Raw genomic sequence first — 16,059 nt, 5'->3', positions numbered from 1 at the left:
GGAGGCATAAATGAGCGAATCTTCAATTTTATTATTAGGTGTTGCGGCATTTACGGTTATCCTTTTAGTGCTCGTTGCGATTATTTTATTCGCTAAATCAAAATTAGTAGATTCTGGTGATATCACCATTTCTATTAATGACGATCCTGAAAAAGCGATTACTTTACCAGCTGGTGGTAAATTACTTGGTGCTTTAGCAAGTAAAGGTATCTTCGTTTCTTCTGCGTGTGGTGGCGGCGGTTCTTGTGGCCAATGTGTCGTCAAAGTAAAAAGCGGTGGTGGTGAAATTTTACCAACCGAACTTTCTCATATCAGCAAACGTGAAGCGAAAGAAGGTTATCGTTTAGCTTGCCAAGTCAATGTAAAAGGCAGTATGGATGTTGAATTGCCAGAAGAAATCTTCGGTGTGAAAAAATGGGAATGTACGGTTATTTCTAATGATAACAAAGCAACCTTTATTAAAGAGCTTAAATTAGCGATTCCTGAAGGTGAAGAAGTTCCTTTCCGTGCGGGTGGTTATATCCAAATCGAAGCTAATCCACATACGGTTTACTATAAAGATTTCGATATTCCAGAAGAATACCACGAAGACTGGGATAAATACGATTTATGGCGTTATGTGTCTAAAGTGGATGAGCATATTATCCGTGCTTATTCTATGGCTTCATACCCAGAAGAAAAAGGCATCATTATGCTTAACGTGCGTATTGCAACGCCTCCACCACGTCAACCTGATGCACCTCCAGGTCAAATGTCTTCTTACATTTGGTCATTAAAACCAGGTGATAAAGTGACAATTTCTGGTCCATTCGGTGAATTCTTTGCGAAAGAAACCGATAATGAAATGGTCTTCATCGGTGGTGGTGCGGGTATGGCACCAATGCGTTCTCATATCTTTGACCAATTAAAACGTTTACACTCTAAACGTAAAATGTCATTCTGGTATGGTGCACGTTCTAAACGCGAAATCTTCTATCAAGAAGACTTTGACCAATTACAAGCCGAAAATCCAAACTTCGTATGGCATGTAGCACTTTCCGATGCATTGCCAGAAGATAACTGGACAGGTTACACCGGCTTTATTCACAACGTACTTTATGAAAACTACTTGAAAAATCATGAAGCACCAGAAGATTGTGAATACTACATGTGTGGACCTCCGGTGATGAACGCTGCGGTAATCAAAATGTTGAAAGACCTCGGTGTTGAAGATGAAAACATCTTACTAGATGACTTCGGTGGTTGATTTTAGTTAATCAAAACATCATCAAAACTGACCGCACTTTGTGATGAAGTGCGGTCAATATTTAAGGTGTTTTTAGAAAATTTTCTATGATTACAGGTAAATTTTGTTTAGTTTGCTAGTAGTTCACAGATTTAGGAAATCCAGATGAAAAAATTAATAAGCGGTATCGTGGCGGTGGCAATGGCATTAAGTCTTGCAGCCTGTGAAAAAGAAACAAAAGTTATCTCATTAAGTGGTAAAACAATGGGAACAACTTATCATGTTAAATACCTTGATGAAGGCTCAATGAAAGCAACATCTGAAAAGACGCATGAAGAAATTGAAGCTATCTTAAAAGATGTGAACGCTAAAATGTCCACTTACAAAAAAGATTCGGAATTGAGTCGTTTCAATCAAAATACCCAAGTGAATACACCGATTGAGATTTCAGCAGATTTTGCCAAAGTATTGGCCGAAGCGATTCGTTTAAATAAAGTGACTGAAGGTGCATTGGATGTAACTGTTGGCCCTGTCGTTAATTTATGGGGATTTGGCCCGGAAAAACGTCCAGAAAAACAACCTACACCAGAACAATTAGCTGAACGCCAAGCTTGGGTTGGTATTGATAAAATTGCCCTCGATATGAGTGCTGCCAAACCGACATTAAGCAAAGCACTTCCTCAAGTTTATGTCGATTTGTCCTCGATTGCTAAAGGCTTTGGCGTTGATCTGGTCGCTGAAAAGTTAGAACAATTAAATGCTCAGAATTACATGGTTGAAATCGGCGGAGAAATTCGTGCGAAAGGAAAAAATATTGAAGGCAAACCTTGGCAGATCGCAATTGAAAAACCAACTACAACAGGTGAAAGAGCGGTTGAAGCTGTCATTGGATTAGACAATATGGGAATGGCAAGTTCTGGCGATTATCGAATTTACTTTGAAGAAAATGGTAAACGCTTTGCTCATGAAATTGATCCGAAAACAGGTTATCCAATTCAGCATCATTTAGCCTCAATTACGGTACTTGCACCAACTTCAATGACTGCAGATGGCTTATCAACAGGGTTATTTGTGCTTGGTGAAGACAAGGCGTTAGAAGTGGCTGAGAAAAATAATCTTGCCGTTTATTTAATCATTAAAACAGATAATGGTTTTGTGACAAAATCATCCTCTGCTTTCAAAAAATTAACAGAAACAAAAGAATAGTTATGCAAACTTTATTTTTTACTTTAATCGCTTTCGTCGCAATTATATTGTTGATGTCTATCGGATTTATTATCAAAAAACAAAGTTTAAAAGGCAGCTGCGGTGGTTTATCTACCCTTGGTATTGCCAAAGCTTGTGATTGTGATAAACCTTGCGACACGCTTCAATCAAAATTAGATGCGGGCGATAAACAAGCAAAAGCCGAATATGAGCAAAAATTTGCGAAGAAAGACGATGATTCGCAATTTTATGAAGTGAAATAACTTGCATCAAAAATGACCGCACTTTATGTGCAAAATTATTTTGCCGTTTTCTCATTCAATGACCAATGTGCTTCGTCTTAACCGAAGTTACGGGAGAACTATGTTAATTTCAAATACTTATAATCAATACTTTCCTCAATTGACGCAAGAACAGCTTGCGAGAAATGCGACAAAAAAAGTCATTTGTGGTATGTCTGGCGGAGTGGATTCTTCTGTGTCAGCTTTTATTCTTCAACAGCAAGGCTATCAGGTGGAAGGCCTGTTTATGAAAAACTGGGAAGAAGATGATGATACGGATTACTGCACTGCAGCAGCTGATCTTGCAGATGCTCAGGCTGTATGTGATAAGTTGGGGATTAAACTACATAAAATTAATTTTGCTGCAGAATATTGGGATAATGTATTTGAGCATTTTTTAACTGAATATAAAGCAGGGCGCACGCCGAACCCAGATATTTTGTGTAATAAAGAAATTAAATTTAAAGCATTTTTAGAATATGCAGCTGAAGATCTTGGTGCTCATTACATTGCAACAGGGCATTATGTACGTAGGGCTGGTGATGATGAAAATGCAAAATTATTACGTGGTTTAGATGCTAATAAAGATCAAAGTTATTTTCTTTATACCTTAAGCCATAAACAAGTGGGACAAAGTTTATTCCCCGTTGGTGAAATTGAGAAGCCCATTGTTCGCGCTATTGCTGAAGAGCTTGGCTTAATTACGGCGAAGAAAAAAGACTCTACCGGTATTTGTTTTATTGGTGAGCGTAAATTTAAGGATTTCTTAGCTCGTTACTTACCGGCTCAACCTGGTGATATTCGTACTGTTGATGGTGAAATTATTGGTCGCCATGATGGTTTGATGTATCACACGTTGGGACAGCGTAAAGGGTTAGGCATTGGTGGTTTAAAAAATGCGGGTGATGAGGCTTGGTATGTGGTAGATAAGGATGTTGAAAATAATGAGCTTATTGTCGCTCAGGGGCATGACCATCCTCGTTTATTTTCAAAAGGTTTGATTGCTAGCCAATTACATTGGGTTGATCGCGAGCCAATTCGTGAATTAGTACGTTGCACGGTTAAAACACGTTATCGCCAACAAGATATTCCTTGTGTGATTGAACCGATTGATGATGAAACTATTCGAGTGATTTTCGATGAACCTCAATCAGCCGTCACACCAGGACAATCTGCCGTATTTTACCTTGGTGAAATTTGTTTGGGCGGTGGGATTATCGAAGAACGGATTAAATAACCTAACAAAAAAGGCTTGGGATCCCAAGCCTTTTTCTTTGCGAAATTATTCGCCCAAACGCTCTTTAATACGAGCAGATTTACCTGAACGTTCACGTAAGTAGTAAAGTTTAGCTTTACGTACTGCACCTTTACGTTTAACAGTGATTGAATCTACAACTGGTGAGTGAGTTTGGAATACACGCTCAACACCTACACCGTTAGATACTTTACGTAAAGTAAATGCTGAGTGCAAGCCACGGTTACGAATTGCAATAACCACGCCTTCGAATGCTTGCAAACGACGTTTGCTACCTTCAACTACCCATACTTTAACTTCTAAAGTATCACCTGGGCGGAAGCTAGGTACGTTTTGTTTTAATTGTTCTTGTTCAAGTTGTTTGATAATGTTAGACATTGTTTGATCCTTTATTGATCCTAGATGTAACTGAAACTAACTGTTATGCTCGGCTTGCGCCTCTTTTAACAGTTTACGTTGTTCGTCAGTCAGAGCTAGGCCTTCTAAGAGCTCAGGGCGTCGGAGCCACGTTCTTTGTAGCGATTGTTTTAATCGCTATTTCCGAATTTCTTCGTGATGTCCCGACATCAGCACGGATGGCACAGTTAATCCTTCTAACACTTCCGGTCTGGTGTAATGCGGGCAATCTAATAAACCGTCTGCAAAAGAATCTTCTTCTGCGGAGGCTTGTTTGCCTAATACACCGGGAATAAAACGCGCAACAGCATCAATTAATGTCATTGCCGGCAATTCCCCACCTGTTAGAACGTAATCACCAATTGACCATTCTTCATCAATTTCAGTTTGAATCAACCGTTCATCAATACCTTCGTAACGTCCACATACCAAAATCAATTTCTGATTTTGAGCAAGCTCGGTTACGCCACCTTGATCGAGTTTACGTCCTTGTGGCGAAAGGTAAATCACCTTTGCGCCTTCTCCTGCCGCTGCTTTCGCAGCATGAATCGCATCCCGTAAAGGTTGCACCATCATCAGCATTCCCGGGCCACCACCATAAGGACGGTCATCCACAGTTTTATGCTTGTCGAATGTAAAATCTCTTGGATTCCAACATTCCACTTGCAGAAGATTATGTTTTACAGCTCTACCTGTAACCCCAAATTCCGTAATCGCTTTAAACATTTCGGGGAATAATGAAATCACCCCTATCCACATAAAAAGCCTACTACATTACGTTTGTGCATACTTGAGATTAGAAACCAGCGTCCCAATCCACTTCAATTGTTTTCGTGGTGAGATCGACTCTTTTAACTACTTGTTCATACAAGAACGGAATTAACCGCTCTTGTTTTCCAAAAGCATCTTTGGTATTGGCTTTCACCACTAACACATCATTAGAACCGGTTTCCATCATCTCTGTTACCGTTCCCATTGTATAACCTTCTAAGTTTACGACTGAACAACCAATTAAATCGTGCCAGTAATAATCCCCTTCTTCCAGTTCTGGGAATATAGATAAATCCACACCAATTTCAACATTTGCTAAAATTTGTGCGGCTTCACGGTCATCAACGCCTTTTAATTTAACGATGATTTCGTGATTATGATGACGCCAATTTTCTAATTCTGCAGGCTGCCATTCACCTTTGATTTTTAAAAACCAAGGTTGATAATCAAAAATACTTTCAGCTTGTTCTGTTGATGAATAAATACGTAACCACCCACGAATACCGTAGGTTGAGCCTAATTTGCCCACAACTTCAATACGTTGTTGTTCCATATTTTCACCTATCTTAGTTTAAGAACTAAATCAAAAAGCGAGATTATGCTTTTTGAGCTTCTTTTACCAAAGTTGCAACACGGTCTGAAAGTGAAGCACCTTGAGCAACCCAGTGGTTTACACGCTCAAGATCAACACGAAGACGCTCTGCGTTACCTTGTGCGATTGGATTGAAGAAACCTACACGCTCAATGAAACGACCGTCACGTGGTGAACGGCTGTCAGTTACTACGATTTGATAAAATGGGCATTTTTTAGCTCCGCCACGAGATAAACGAATGGTTACCATAACCTTCCTCTAAATGTTTAATGACTAAAAGAATATTCCTAAACTCGAAAGCGATTTAAGAATATAGCTTACTTTTTTCTCTGTATATATAGACAAAAAGCCTGCGAGTTTTATACTTTTTGAGCAAAATTGCAAGTTTTGGATGAGCATTCTAATAAGTACGTTATATTCTCTTGAAAAAGTAAACATTATCATTCACATGCAATTTTGTTTTACGTATAATCTAAGAAACTCTCAAATAGTTTTAGGTCAAGTTTACGCGTTAAGCGGTATTTTATATTGATAAAATATCAGTTAAATGAGGTTTATTATGAAAATCAGTTTTCATTCTGTGTTACTTGGATTAGCGTCATGTATTGGCATTCAACAATCTGTGATAGCGAGTCCTCCTTCGTCTTCTCACCAATCAATATCTACTGAGTCCGCTGAGGCTTTAAAGCAACAATTTTCAATCGCTTTAGCTAAACAAGAAAAGCAACAAATTTCTATTTTACAGAAAAAACTCACCGCACTTTTTTCTTTACCTCCCCAATTTCTTGATAATCAGATCCAAATAAGCGAAAAAATCCTCACTCGCATTTTTAAAACAGATAAAAATCTCACCCCTAAATTTCTTGATTATTTATACTTTGAACCGATAAATACTGGCGATGCTAATTTAATTCAGGAAATGAAGAAAAACTTACTGGTGTCTTTTTTAGCGAATGAGCAGGCAAAAATTTATATTCGTCAAACAGATAATTCGGAGCAATTTGTTCAGGCTTTAATAGAACGGGGAGCCAAACCAGATCAAATTATATTATTGTCTTTGGATGCTAAAGGCATATTTCAAAAAATTATTGAACAGATGCGTCAAGATTTTCCTAATCAAACAACTTTTTCTATTACTGAGAATCGAGTGAGTTTGATAACCCCTTCTTCTGAAATTAAGCCCCGCCTCGCTCTAGCCAATATGATGTTTGCTCGCCAATTTAAAGGGGTGGAGGTTGATGATTTTTCGTATTTGGATCAAGCACGTGAAAATCTTCAACACAATAACTATGCTATTCGTTATAAGACTTTCCAAGCAATGCTTGAAGGCTTAAATTAATCCGTTTACTCACAAGGAGCCATTATGTTTTTATCTAAAAAATCAGTTACCTTTGCAGTTAGTGCGTTAGCAATGCTTTGCTCAGGTGCAGCCTTTGCTAAAGAAGCGCCGCAAGCACATAAAGCTGTGGAGTTAAGTATCTTACATATTAACGACCACCATTCTTACTTGGAACCGCACGAAGCGAGAATTAATTTAAATGGTCAACAAACAAAGGTTGATATTGGTGGTTTTTCTGCTGTGAATGGGAAACTTTATGAGTTACGTAAAAAGTATAAAAATCCATTAGTGCTACATGCAGGTGATGCGATTACCGGTACGCTGTATTTCACCCTTTTTGGTGGTTCTGCTGATGCGGCTGTCATGAATGCTGGTAATTTCCATTATTTTACTTTGGGTAACCATGAATTTGATGCGGGTAATGAAGGTTTATTAAAACTACTCGAGCCATTAAAAATCCCAGTACTTTCAGCCAATGTTATTCCTGATAAAAATTCAATTTTATATAACAAATGGAAACCTTACGATATTTTCACTGTGGATGGAGAAAAAATTGCTATTATCGGTTTAGATACCGTGAATAAAACGGTTAATTCCTCTTCACCAGGTAAAGATGTGAAGTTCTATGATGAAATTGCTACTGCGCAAATTATGGCAAATGCGCTAAAACAACAAGGTATTAATAAAATCATCTTACTTTCACATGCAGGAAGTGAAAAAAATATCGAAATCGCTCAAAAAGTAAATGATATTGATGTGATCGTTACTGGCGATTCACATTATTTATACGGAAATGATGAATTACGTGGTTTAAAATTGCCAGTAATCTATGAATATCCACTTGAATTTAAAAATCCGAATGGTGAACCTGTATTTGTAATGGAAGGTTGGGCTTATTCTGCTGTGGTGGGTGACTTAGGTGTTAAATTCAGCCCTGAAGGTATTGCGTCTATTACTCGTAAAATTCCTCATGTGTTAATGAGTTCTCATAAACTTCAAGTGAAAAATGCGGAAGGTAAATGGACTGAATTAACAGGCGATGAACGTAAAAAAGCGCTTGATACTTTAAAATCAATGAAGAGTATTTCACTTGATGATCATGATGCAAAAACAGACATGCTTATTTCAAAATATAAAAGTGAAAAAGATCGTTTAGCACAAGAAATTGTTGGCGTCATCACCGGTTCTGCAATGCCGGGTGGTTCAGCAAATCGTATCCCAAATAAAGCAGGCTCAAATCCAGAAGGTTCTATTGCAACGCGTTTTATTGCAGAAACAATGTATAACGAACTCAAAACAGTGGATTTAACCATTCAAAATGCAGGCGGTGTTCGTGCGGATATTTTACCAGGCAATGTAACCTTTAATGATGCTTATACTTTCTTACCTTTCGGGAATACGTTATATACCTATAAAATGGAAGGTTCGTTAGTGAAACAAGTGCTTGAAGATGCGATGCAATTTGCTTTAGTTGATGGTTCTACAGGGGCATTCCCTTATGGCGCGGGCATTCGTTACGAAGCGAATGAAATACCAAATGCGGAAGGTAAACGTTTAGTCAGCGTGGAAGTATTGAATAAACAAACCCAACAATGGGAACCAATTGATGATAATAAACGTTATCTCGTTGGTACTAATGCTTATGTAGCTAGCGGTAAAGATGGTTACAAAACTTTTGGTAAATTATTTAACGATCCGAAATATGAAGGCGTTGATACTTACTTGCCTGATGCGGAAAGTTTCATTAAATTTATGAAAAAACATCCGCACTTTGAGGCTTACACTTCATCAAATGTGAAATTTAATGCTTCTAGTGATGCGTTACCTAAAAAATAAAAGCTAAAATATATTGAAAATAGCGCGTATTTAACACTCGATTTTATACCTCAGGCAAACCCACTTTATAGACCATCTGGTAAAGGTGGGTTTATTTTTTGTCGTTTTATCTCTTTCTATTACATTTCACTTTAGATTGCCATTCAAGCAGTCAGTTTCGTAGAGTTTTTACCATTACCTCATATTAATAAAGTCTGAATTATAAAAAGCGTAAAAAGCCCTAGCACAAGGGCATTTTCTTGATATTTTGTGCTTGCATGTGTACTTTCGACGAACCTCTGTAATGGGCATAACTATGTCTATGGTGTTGTTCTGCTTCCGTAAAGTTATGCTCAACCATTTTTGCTAGACGTTTGTAGAGTTTTTCCCTTGCTCCGATGACTTAACTGCATTGGCGTTTTCTATCGTAGCTTGATAAGTGTGTCAGGTAATCAGCCTTTCGGCTTTTTATTTTTGTCGGGCGACGATAATCAAATACACTAATAACCTCTCGGCGAGCCAAGCTTTCTGTGATAGGGACGGTAAAATAGCCAGCATCAAGCCCGACGGCTTTTTTGGGGGGGCTGAAAGCGTTATGTCGAGGAATCAAGGTGGTCAAGCAGCATTACAACACACTGTAACCGGTCAACCTATTACTTGGATGGATGCATTCATCGGTAATATTCCTGGTTCAATGGGTGAGGTTTCAACGCTTGCGTTATTAATCGGTGGTGCATTAATTGTATTCACCCGTATTGCTTCTTGGCGCATTATGGCTGGTGTCATGATTGGTATGATTGGTACAGCAACCTTATTCAACTTAATCGGTTCTGATTCTAACCAAATGTTCTCAATGCCTTGGCATTGGCACTTTGTATTAGGTGGTTTTGCACTTGGTATGATCTTCATGGCTACAGATCCTGTATCAGCTTCATTTACCAACACGGGTAAATGGTGGTACGGTGCGTTAATTGGCGTGATGGCTGTATTAATTCGTACAGTGAACCCAGCTTATCCAGAAGGGATGATGTTAGCGATTTTATTTGCAAACTTATTTGCACCAATTTTCGACTACATCGTGGTTCAAGCAAATATCAAACGTCGGAGAGCAAGAACAAATGGCTAAATTTAATAAAGATAGCGTTAGCGGTACAGTTACCGTTGTTGTGTTGCTAAGTTTAGTGTGTTCTATTGTGGTTTCTGGTGCTGCAGTAGCATTAAAATCCAAACAAGATGAACAAAAAGCACTCGACGTTCAACGTAACATTTTAACTGTTGCTGGCTTAATGAAAGAAGATAATGCATCAGTAATTAAAGACACTTACAGCAAATTTATTGAACCACGTTTAGTGGATTTGCAAAGTGGTGATTACGTTCAAGCTTCAGCAGAAGAAATTAATAAATTTGAACCTAAAGATGCCGTTAAAGATCCAGCTAAAAGCCAAGCTATCCCAGCTGAGGCTGATAAAGCAGGAATTAAGGTTCGTGCAAACCAAGCGCGTGTTTATCTTGTAAAAGATGAACAAGGCAATGTAACCCAAGTTGTATTACCAATGTATGGCCGTGGTTTATGGTCAACCATGTATGGTTTTGTTTCTGTTGCACCAGATGTGAATACCATCAAAGGTATTACTTACTATGATCAAGGTGAAACAGCCGGTCTTGGTGGTGAAATTGCGAATCCTCGTTGGCAAGCTCAATTCGTGGATAAAAAATTATTCGATGAACAAGGTAACCAAAAATTCAAAATCTACAAAGGTAGCTCTGCTGCAGATAAAGAGCACGGTGTAGATGGTTTATCAGGTGCAACTTTAACCAGTAACGGTGTTCAAGGTTCATTTGATTATTGGTTCAGCCAAAATGGCTTTGGTCCATTCTTAGCGAAATTTAAAGCAGGAGAAATCAAATAATGGCTGATGCAAAAGTAAATTTAAAAGGTCTTTTATTCGATCCTATTGTTAAAAATAACCCGATTGCCTTGCAAATTTTGGGTATCTGTTCTGCATTAGCGGTAACAACCCAATTACAAACAGCGATCGTTATGGCGATTGCGGTAAGTTTGGTAACCGGTTTTTCCAGCTTGTTCATTTCATTGATTCGTAACTATATTCCAAATAGTATCCGTATTATTGTGCAACTGGCGATTATCGCGTCTTTAGTAATCTTGGTTGACCAAGTATTAAAAGCTTATGCTTATGGTTTATCTAAACAGCTCTCTGTATTCGTCGGTCTTATCATTACAAACTGTATCGTAATGGGCCGTGCAGAGGCGTTCGCGATGAAATCACCTCCGCTAGAAAGCTTTGTTGATGGTATCGGTAACGGTTTAGGTTATGGTGCGATCTTATTAATTGTTGCCACATTACGTGAACTAATCGGTTCTGGTCGTTTATTTGGTTTCCCTGTATTCCAAACTATTCAAGACGGTGGTTGGTATCAACCAAACGGTTTATTCCTTCTTGCACCAAGTGCGTTCTTTATTATCGGCTTCGTTATTTGGGGTTTAAGAACGTGGAAACCTGAGCAGCAGGAGAAATAATCAATGGAACATTATATTAGCCTATTCGTGAAGGCGATCTTCATTGAAAACATGGCGCTCTCTTTCTTCTTAGGGATGTGTACTTTCCTTGCTGTTTCTAAGAAAGTTTCTACGGCTTTTGGCCTTGGCGTTGCAGTAGTTGTCGTACTTGGTATTGCGGTACCGGCTAACCAATTTGTATACGAACATGTATTAAAAGATGGCGCATTGGTAGAAGGTGTAAGCCTTGAGTTTTTAAACTTTATTACCTTTATCGGGATTATCGCGGGTCTTGTTCAATTACTTGAAATGACTTTAGATAAATTCTTCCCAGCACTTTATAACGCATTAGGTATTTTCCTTCCACTTATCGCTGTAAACTGTGCGATCTTCGGTGGTGTATCTTTTGCTGTACAACGTGAATACACTTTTGCAGAATCTGCAGTTTATGGTGTGGGTGCAGGGTTAGGTTGGATGTTAGCAATCGTTGCGCTTGCAGGTTTAACTGAGAAAATGAAATATGCCGATGTACCGGCAGGCTTAAAAGGATTAGGGATTACCTTTATCACTGCAGGCTTGATGGCGCTTGGCTTTATGTCATTCTCTGGTATTCAGTTATAAGGAGGCATAAATGAGCGAATCTTCAATTTTATTATTAGGTGTTGCGGCATTTACGGTTATCCTTTTAGTGCTCGTTGCGATTATTTTATTCGCTAAATCAAAATTAGTGGATTCTGGTGATATCACCATTTCTATTAATGACGATCCTGAAAAAGCGATCACTTTACCAGCTGGTGGCAAATTACTTGGTGCTTTAGCAAGTAAAGGTATCTTCGTTTCTTCTGCGTGTGGTGGCGGCGGTTCTTGTGGCCAATGTGTCGTCAAAGTAAAAAGCGGTGGTGGTGAAATTTTACCAACCGAACTTTCTCATATCAGCAAACGTGAAGCGAAAGAAGGTTATCGTTTAGCTTGCCAAGTCAATGTAAAAGGCAGTATGGATGTTGAATTGCCAGAAGAAATCTTCGGTGTGAAAAAATGGGAATGTACGGTTATTTCTAATGATAACAAAGCAACCTTTATTAAAGAGCTTAAATTAGCGATTCCTGAAGGTGAAGAAGTTCCTTTCCGTGCGGGTGGTTATATCCAAATCGAAGCTAATCCACATACGGTTTACTATAAAGATTTCGATATTCCAGAAGAATACCACGAAGACTGGGATAAATACGATTTATGGCGTTATGTGTCTAAAGTGGATGAGCATATTATCCGTGCTTATTCTATGGCTTCATACCCAGAAGAAAAAGGCATCATTATGCTTAACGTGCGTATTGCAACGCCTCCACCACGTCAACCTGATGCACCTCCAGGTCAAATGTCTTCTTACATTTGGTCATTAAAACCAGGTGATAAAGTGACAATTTCTGGTCCATTCGGTGAATTCTTTGCGAAAGAAACCGATAATGAAATGGTCTTCATCGGTGGTGGTGCGGGTATGGCACCAATGCGTTCTCATATCTTTGACCAATTAAAACGTTTACACTCTAAACGTAAAATGTCATTCTGGTATGGTGCACGTTCTAAACGCGAAATCTTCTATCAAGAAGACTTTGACCAATTACAAGCCGAAAATCCAAACTTCGTATGGCATGTAGCACTTTCCGATGCATTGCCAGAAGATAACTGGACAGGTTACACCGGCTTTATTCACAACGTACTTTATGAAAACTACTTGAAAAATCATGAAGCACCAGAAGATTGTGAATACTACATGTGTGGACCTCCGGTGATGAACGCTGCGGTAATCAAAATGTTGAAAGACCTCGGTGTTGAAGATGAAAACATCTTACTAGATGACTTCGGTGGTTGATTTTAGTTAATCAAAACATCATCAAAACTGACCGCACTTTGTGATGAAGTGCGGTCAATATTTAAGATGGATTACAGGCAAGCTGATGTTAGGATCGGTTTGCCTGTAATTCATATATTTAGGAAGGAATAGATGAAAAAGGTATTAATCGGATTGATTGCGGTTGTCTTAGCTTGTTCATTAAGTGCATGTAAGAAAGATCCCGAAATTATTTCACTTAGCGGTAAAACCATGGGGACGACTTACCATATCCGCTATATTGAGGATAATTCTGTTAGCGAAAACGCACAAAAAACACATGAACAGATTGAAGTGGTTTTAAAAGACGTGAATCAGAAAATGTCTACTTACATTAACGATCCCGAACTAAGTCGCTTTAATCAAAATACACAAGTGAATACGCCGATTGAGATTTCCGCTGATTTTGCCAAAGTATTACAAGAAGCGATCCGTTTAAATCAGGTTACTGAAGGTTCGTTGGATGTGACTGTAGGGCCTGTAGTGAATTTATGGGGATTTGGCCCAGAAAAACGTCCAGAACGTAAACCAACCCCAGAGCAACTTGCTGAACGTCAAAGTTGGGTAGGAATTGATAAAATTCACCTTGATATGAGCGGTAAAACCCCAACATTAAGTAAAGCAGTACCGCAGGTTTATATTGATTTGTCATCTATTGCTAAGGGCTTTGGCGTGGATCAAGTGGCAGATGTATTAGAGCAACGCCACGTGCAAAATTATATGGTGGAAATTGGCGGAGAAATTCGCACTAAAGGTAAAAATCCTGAGAATAAAGCCTGGCAAATCGCTATTGAAAAACCTAATAATACGGGTGAAAGAGCAGTCCAAGAAGTGATTGGGTTAAATAATATGGCGATGGCGACCTCAGGAGATTACCGTATTTATTTTGAGGAAAACGGTCAACGCTTTGCTCATGAAATCGATCCGAAAACAGGTTATCCAATTCAGCATCATTTAGCCTCAATTACCGTGCTTGCACCAAGTTCGATGACTGCTGATGGCTTATCTACAGGTTTATTTGTACTCGGTGAAAATAAGGCACTTGAAGTGGCCGAGAAAGAAAATATTCCAGTGTATTTAATTATGAAAACAGAAAAAGGCTTTGAAACAAAAATGTCGTCAGCCTTCCAAAAATTACTCGCAAATAAGGAATAATCATGCAAACGTTATTTTTTACCCTATTAGCTTTTGTGGCAATTATCGTATTGATGTCTGTTGGCTTTATCTTTAAAAAGCAAGCTTTAAAAGGTAGCTGTGGAGGTCTTTCCTCACTCGGTATTGCCAAAGCCTGTGATTGCGATAAACCTTGTGACACTTTGCAAGAAAAATTAGATGCTGGCGATGAAAATGCCAAAGCTGAATACAAACAAAAATTTGCGAAGAAAGACGATAATTCGCAATTTTATGAGGTGAAATAATTCACGTAAAATCAACCGCACTTTGTGCAATAACCTTAATTTATGGGGCGGAAGTCATTCCGCTATGTTTCAATCATTATCACCAATGTGCTTCGCCTTAACCGAAGTTACGGGAGACTTATGTTAACTTCAAATACTTATAATCAACATTTCGCACCATTGAGTGCAGAACAACTTGCCCAAAATGCCACTAAAAAAGTCATTTGCGGTATGTCTGGTGGGGTAGATTCCTCCGTTTCCGCATTTATTCTTCAACAACAAGGCTACCAAGTGGAAGGTCTGTTTATGAAAAACTGGGAAGAAGATGACGATACCGATTATTGTACAGCCGCAGCGGATCTTGCTGATGCGCAGGCAGTATGCGACAAGCTAGGCATTAAGCTACATAAAATCAATTTTGCGGCGGAATATTGGGATAACGTGTTTGAACATTTCTTAACAGAATATAAAGCCGGCCGTACGCCAAATCCAGACATTCTTTGTAACAAAGAAATTAAATTTAAAGCTTTCTTGGAATATGCAGCGGAAGATTTAGGCGCTAACTATATTGCTACCGGCCATTACGTGCGTCGTCGTGGTGAAGATAATCAAGCAGAGTTATTGCGCGGTTTAGATAGCAACAAAGACCAAAGTTATTTCCTTTACACGTTGAGTAAAAATCAGGTAGGCCAAAGCCTTTTCCCTGTTGGTGAAATTGAAAAGCCAATCGTACGTGCTATTGCTGAAGATTTAGGTTTAATTACTGCGAAGAAAAAAGACTCTACTGGTATCTGTTTTATTGGTGAGCGTAAGTTTAAGGATTTCTTAGCACGTTATTTGCCCGCTCAACCGGGTGACATCCGTACCGTAGATGGCGAGATTATTGGTCGCCATGAAGGTTTGATGTATCACACTCTCGGGCAGCGTAAAGGGTTAGGGATCGGTGGATTAAAAAATGCTGGTGATGAAGCCTGGTATGTAGTGGATAAAGATGTCGAAAACAATGAATTGATTGTGGCACAAGGCCATGATCATCCACGTTTGTTCTCCAAAGGCTTAATTGCTCAGTTACATTGGATAAATCGCGAACCTGTACGTGAGGCGTTTCGTTGCACAGTGAAAACTCGTTATCGCCAAACGGACATAGCTTGTTTGGTTGAGCCAATTGATGACGATTGCATTCGAGTGATTTTTGATGAACCGCAAGCCGCGGTCACACCAGGTCAATCAGCGGTATTTTACCTAGATGAAGTGTACTTGGGTGGAGGCATTATCGAAGAACGAATTTAATCAACATTTAACAAAGTACGGTCAGAAATTTAACGGTTTTTCTGACCGCACTTTTTCTTTTATCGTATTTCAATTTTCGTCAATTTGA

16 protein-coding genes and 3 pseudogenes are annotated in these 16,059 nt (G+C 38.9%); 14 read left to right on the top strand and 5 right to left on the bottom strand.

What is annotated here, in order from left to right:
* Positions 1-10: 10 nt before the first annotated feature.
* From nqrF (EL215_RS00970) to mnmA (EL215_RS00955), 4 genes are all read left to right on the top strand, one after another.
* Complete coding sequence (nqrF, locus tag EL215_RS00970; protein ID WP_126469590.1) at positions 11-1,246, top strand: NADH:ubiquinone reductase (Na(+)-transporting) subunit F; 1,236 nt, start codon at positions 11-13, stop codon at positions 1,244-1,246.
* A gap of 144 nt (positions 1,247-1,390) precedes the next feature.
* Positions 1,391-2,431 carry an FAD:protein FMN transferase gene (locus EL215_RS00965; RefSeq protein ID WP_005695379.1) on the top strand — a complete coding sequence of 347 codons (1,041 nt, stop codon included), beginning with the start codon at positions 1,391-1,393 and terminating at the stop codon, positions 2,429-2,431.
* A gap of 2 nt (positions 2,432-2,433) precedes the next feature.
* Positions 2,434-2,694, top strand: a complete 261-nt coding sequence (gene nqrM, locus EL215_RS00960) for a (Na+)-NQR maturation NqrM (protein WP_049362637.1) — start codon at positions 2,434-2,436, stop codon at positions 2,692-2,694.
* A 100-nt stretch (positions 2,695-2,794) separates the two neighbouring features.
* Positions 2,795-3,949 (top strand): tRNA 2-thiouridine(34) synthase MnmA, encoded by a 1,155-nt coding sequence (mnmA, locus tag EL215_RS00955; protein WP_005695381.1) that lies wholly within the window; start codon positions 2,795-2,797, stop codon positions 3,947-3,949.
* A gap of 45 nt (positions 3,950-3,994) precedes the next feature.
* Here mnmA (EL215_RS00955) and rplS read toward each other — a convergent pair whose 3' ends face one another.
* The 4 genes and pseudogenes from rplS to rpsP form a co-directional block, all read right to left on the bottom strand.
* Positions 3,995-4,345 carry a 50S ribosomal protein L19 gene (rplS, locus tag EL215_RS00950; RefSeq protein WP_049358025.1) on the bottom strand — a complete coding sequence of 117 codons (351 nt, stop codon included), beginning with the start codon at positions 4,343-4,345 and terminating at the stop codon, positions 3,995-3,997.
* 36 nt (positions 4,346-4,381) lie between these two features.
* Positions 4,382-5,122 (bottom strand): annotated as a pseudogene (gene trmD / locus EL215_RS00945) (tRNA (guanosine(37)-N1)-methyltransferase TrmD).
* Positions 5,123-5,159: 37 nt separating this feature from the next.
* Positions 5,160-5,687, bottom strand: a complete 528-nt coding sequence (gene rimM, locus EL215_RS00940) for a ribosome maturation factor RimM (RefSeq protein WP_126469574.1) — start codon at positions 5,685-5,687, stop codon at positions 5,160-5,162.
* A gap of 43 nt (positions 5,688-5,730) precedes the next feature.
* Positions 5,731-5,976: a 30S ribosomal protein S16 gene (gene rpsP, locus EL215_RS00935; protein ID WP_126469596.1), complete on the bottom strand. Its 246-nt coding sequence runs from the start codon at positions 5,974-5,976 to the stop codon at positions 5,731-5,733.
* A 310-nt stretch (positions 5,977-6,286) separates the two neighbouring features.
* On the opposite strand from rpsP, the gene EL215_RS00930 reads away from it, so the two are divergent.
* Together EL215_RS00930 and nadN are read left to right on the top strand one after the other, a co-directional pair.
* The gene (locus tag EL215_RS00930) at positions 6,287-7,066 is read left to right on the top strand and encodes a hypothetical protein (protein WP_032827502.1); all 780 of its coding nucleotides are present in this window, start codon (positions 6,287-6,289) and stop codon (positions 7,064-7,066) included.
* Positions 7,067-7,090: 24 nt separating this feature from the next.
* The gene (gene nadN, locus EL215_RS00925) at positions 7,091-8,902 is read left to right on the top strand and encodes an NAD nucleotidase (protein WP_049357781.1); all 1,812 of its coding nucleotides are present in this window, start codon (positions 7,091-7,093) and stop codon (positions 8,900-8,902) included.
* 226 nt (positions 8,903-9,128) lie between these two features.
* Here nadN and EL215_RS10345 read toward each other — a convergent pair.
* Positions 9,129-9,455, bottom strand: a pseudogene (locus EL215_RS10345) (transposase); the annotation flags it as partial.
* 30 nt (positions 9,456-9,485) lie between these two features.
* Here EL215_RS10345 and EL215_RS00920 point away from each other — a divergent pair.
* The 8 genes and pseudogenes from EL215_RS00920 to mnmA (EL215_RS00885) all read left to right on the top strand — a co-directional run.
* A pseudogene (locus EL215_RS00920) lies at positions 9,486-10,007 on the top strand (RnfABCDGE type electron transport complex subunit D); the annotation flags it as partial.
* A complete protein-coding gene (locus tag EL215_RS00915) occupies positions 10,000-10,791 on the top strand; it encodes a Na(+)-translocating NADH-quinone reductase subunit C (RefSeq protein ID WP_126469592.1) in 792 nt (263 codons plus the stop codon). The pseudogene EL215_RS00920 and the gene EL215_RS00915, both read left to right, overlap by 8 nt.
* Positions 10,791-11,420, top strand: coding sequence for an NADH:ubiquinone reductase (Na(+)-transporting) subunit D (locus EL215_RS00910; protein WP_005695375.1), 630 nt, complete (start codon positions 10,791-10,793; stop codon positions 11,418-11,420). Before EL215_RS00915 ends, EL215_RS00910 begins: the two co-directional genes overlap by 1 nt.
* A gap of 3 nt (positions 11,421-11,423) precedes the next feature.
* On the top strand, positions 11,424-12,020 hold the full coding sequence (gene nqrE, locus EL215_RS00905) for an NADH:ubiquinone reductase (Na(+)-transporting) subunit E (RefSeq protein WP_049367352.1): 597 nt from the start codon (positions 11,424-11,426) through the stop codon (positions 12,018-12,020).
* Positions 12,021-12,030: 10 nt separating this feature from the next.
* A complete protein-coding gene (gene nqrF / locus EL215_RS00900) occupies positions 12,031-13,266 on the top strand; it encodes an NADH:ubiquinone reductase (Na(+)-transporting) subunit F (protein WP_126469590.1) in 1,236 nt (411 codons plus the stop codon).
* 132 nt (positions 13,267-13,398) lie between these two features.
* Positions 13,399-14,439 (top strand): FAD:protein FMN transferase, encoded by a 1,041-nt coding sequence (locus tag EL215_RS00895; protein ID WP_126469588.1) that lies wholly within the window; start codon positions 13,399-13,401, stop codon positions 14,437-14,439.
* A 2-nt stretch (positions 14,440-14,441) separates the two neighbouring features.
* Positions 14,442-14,702: a (Na+)-NQR maturation NqrM gene (gene nqrM / locus EL215_RS00890; protein WP_126469586.1), complete on the top strand. Its 261-nt coding sequence runs from the start codon at positions 14,442-14,444 to the stop codon at positions 14,700-14,702.
* Between the two features lie 120 nt (positions 14,703-14,822).
* Entirely contained in the window at positions 14,823-15,971 is a 1,149-nt protein-coding gene (gene mnmA, locus EL215_RS00885) for a tRNA 2-thiouridine(34) synthase MnmA (protein WP_126469584.1), read from the top strand.
* Positions 15,972-16,059 lie beyond the last annotated feature (88 nt).

It is taken from the genome of Haemophilus parainfluenzae (assembly GCF_900638025.1).
GTDB classification, from domain to species: Bacteria; Pseudomonadota; Gammaproteobacteria; order Enterobacterales; family Pasteurellaceae; genus Haemophilus_D; species Haemophilus_D parainfluenzae_J.
This window is presented reverse-complemented; position numbering and strand designations above follow the sequence as displayed.

Bases quoted from the DNA above. Each gene is read 5' to 3' on its own strand.
- nqrF (WP_126469590.1), top strand. From the start codon at position 11: ATGAGCGAATCTTCAATTTTATTATTAGGTGTTGCGGCATTTACGGTT.
- EL215_RS00965 (WP_005695379.1), top strand. From the start codon at position 1,391: ATGAAAAAATTAATAAGCGGTATCGTGGCGGTGGCAATGGCATTAAGT.
- nqrM (WP_049362637.1), top strand. From the start codon at position 2,434: ATGCAAACTTTATTTTTTACTTTAATCGCTTTCGTCGCAATTATATTG.
- mnmA (WP_005695381.1), top strand. From the start codon at position 2,795: ATGTTAATTTCAAATACTTATAATCAATACTTTCCTCAATTGACGCAA.
- rplS (WP_049358025.1), bottom strand. From the start codon at position 4,345: ATGTCTAACATTATCAAACAACTTGAACAAGAACAATTAAAACAAAAC.
- rimM (WP_126469574.1), bottom strand. From the start codon at position 5,687: ATGGAACAACAACGTATTGAAGTTGTGGGCAAATTAGGCTCAACCTAC.
- rpsP (WP_126469596.1), bottom strand. From the start codon at position 5,976: ATGGTAACCATTCGTTTATCTCGTGGCGGAGCTAAAAAATGCCCATTT.
- EL215_RS00930 (WP_032827502.1), top strand. From the start codon at position 6,287: ATGAAAATCAGTTTTCATTCTGTGTTACTTGGATTAGCGTCATGTATT.
- nadN (WP_049357781.1), top strand. From the start codon at position 7,091: ATGTTTTTATCTAAAAAATCAGTTACCTTTGCAGTTAGTGCGTTAGCA.
- EL215_RS00915 (WP_126469592.1), top strand. From the start codon at position 10,000: ATGGCTAAATTTAATAAAGATAGCGTTAGCGGTACAGTTACCGTTGTT.
- EL215_RS00910 (WP_005695375.1), top strand. From the start codon at position 10,791: ATGGCTGATGCAAAAGTAAATTTAAAAGGTCTTTTATTCGATCCTATT.
- nqrE (WP_049367352.1), top strand. From the start codon at position 11,424: ATGGAACATTATATTAGCCTATTCGTGAAGGCGATCTTCATTGAAAAC.
- nqrF (WP_126469590.1), top strand. From the start codon at position 12,031: ATGAGCGAATCTTCAATTTTATTATTAGGTGTTGCGGCATTTACGGTT.
- EL215_RS00895 (WP_126469588.1), top strand. From the start codon at position 13,399: ATGAAAAAGGTATTAATCGGATTGATTGCGGTTGTCTTAGCTTGTTCA.
- nqrM (WP_126469586.1), top strand. From the start codon at position 14,442: ATGCAAACGTTATTTTTTACCCTATTAGCTTTTGTGGCAATTATCGTA.
- mnmA (WP_126469584.1), top strand. From the start codon at position 14,823: ATGTTAACTTCAAATACTTATAATCAACATTTCGCACCATTGAGTGCA.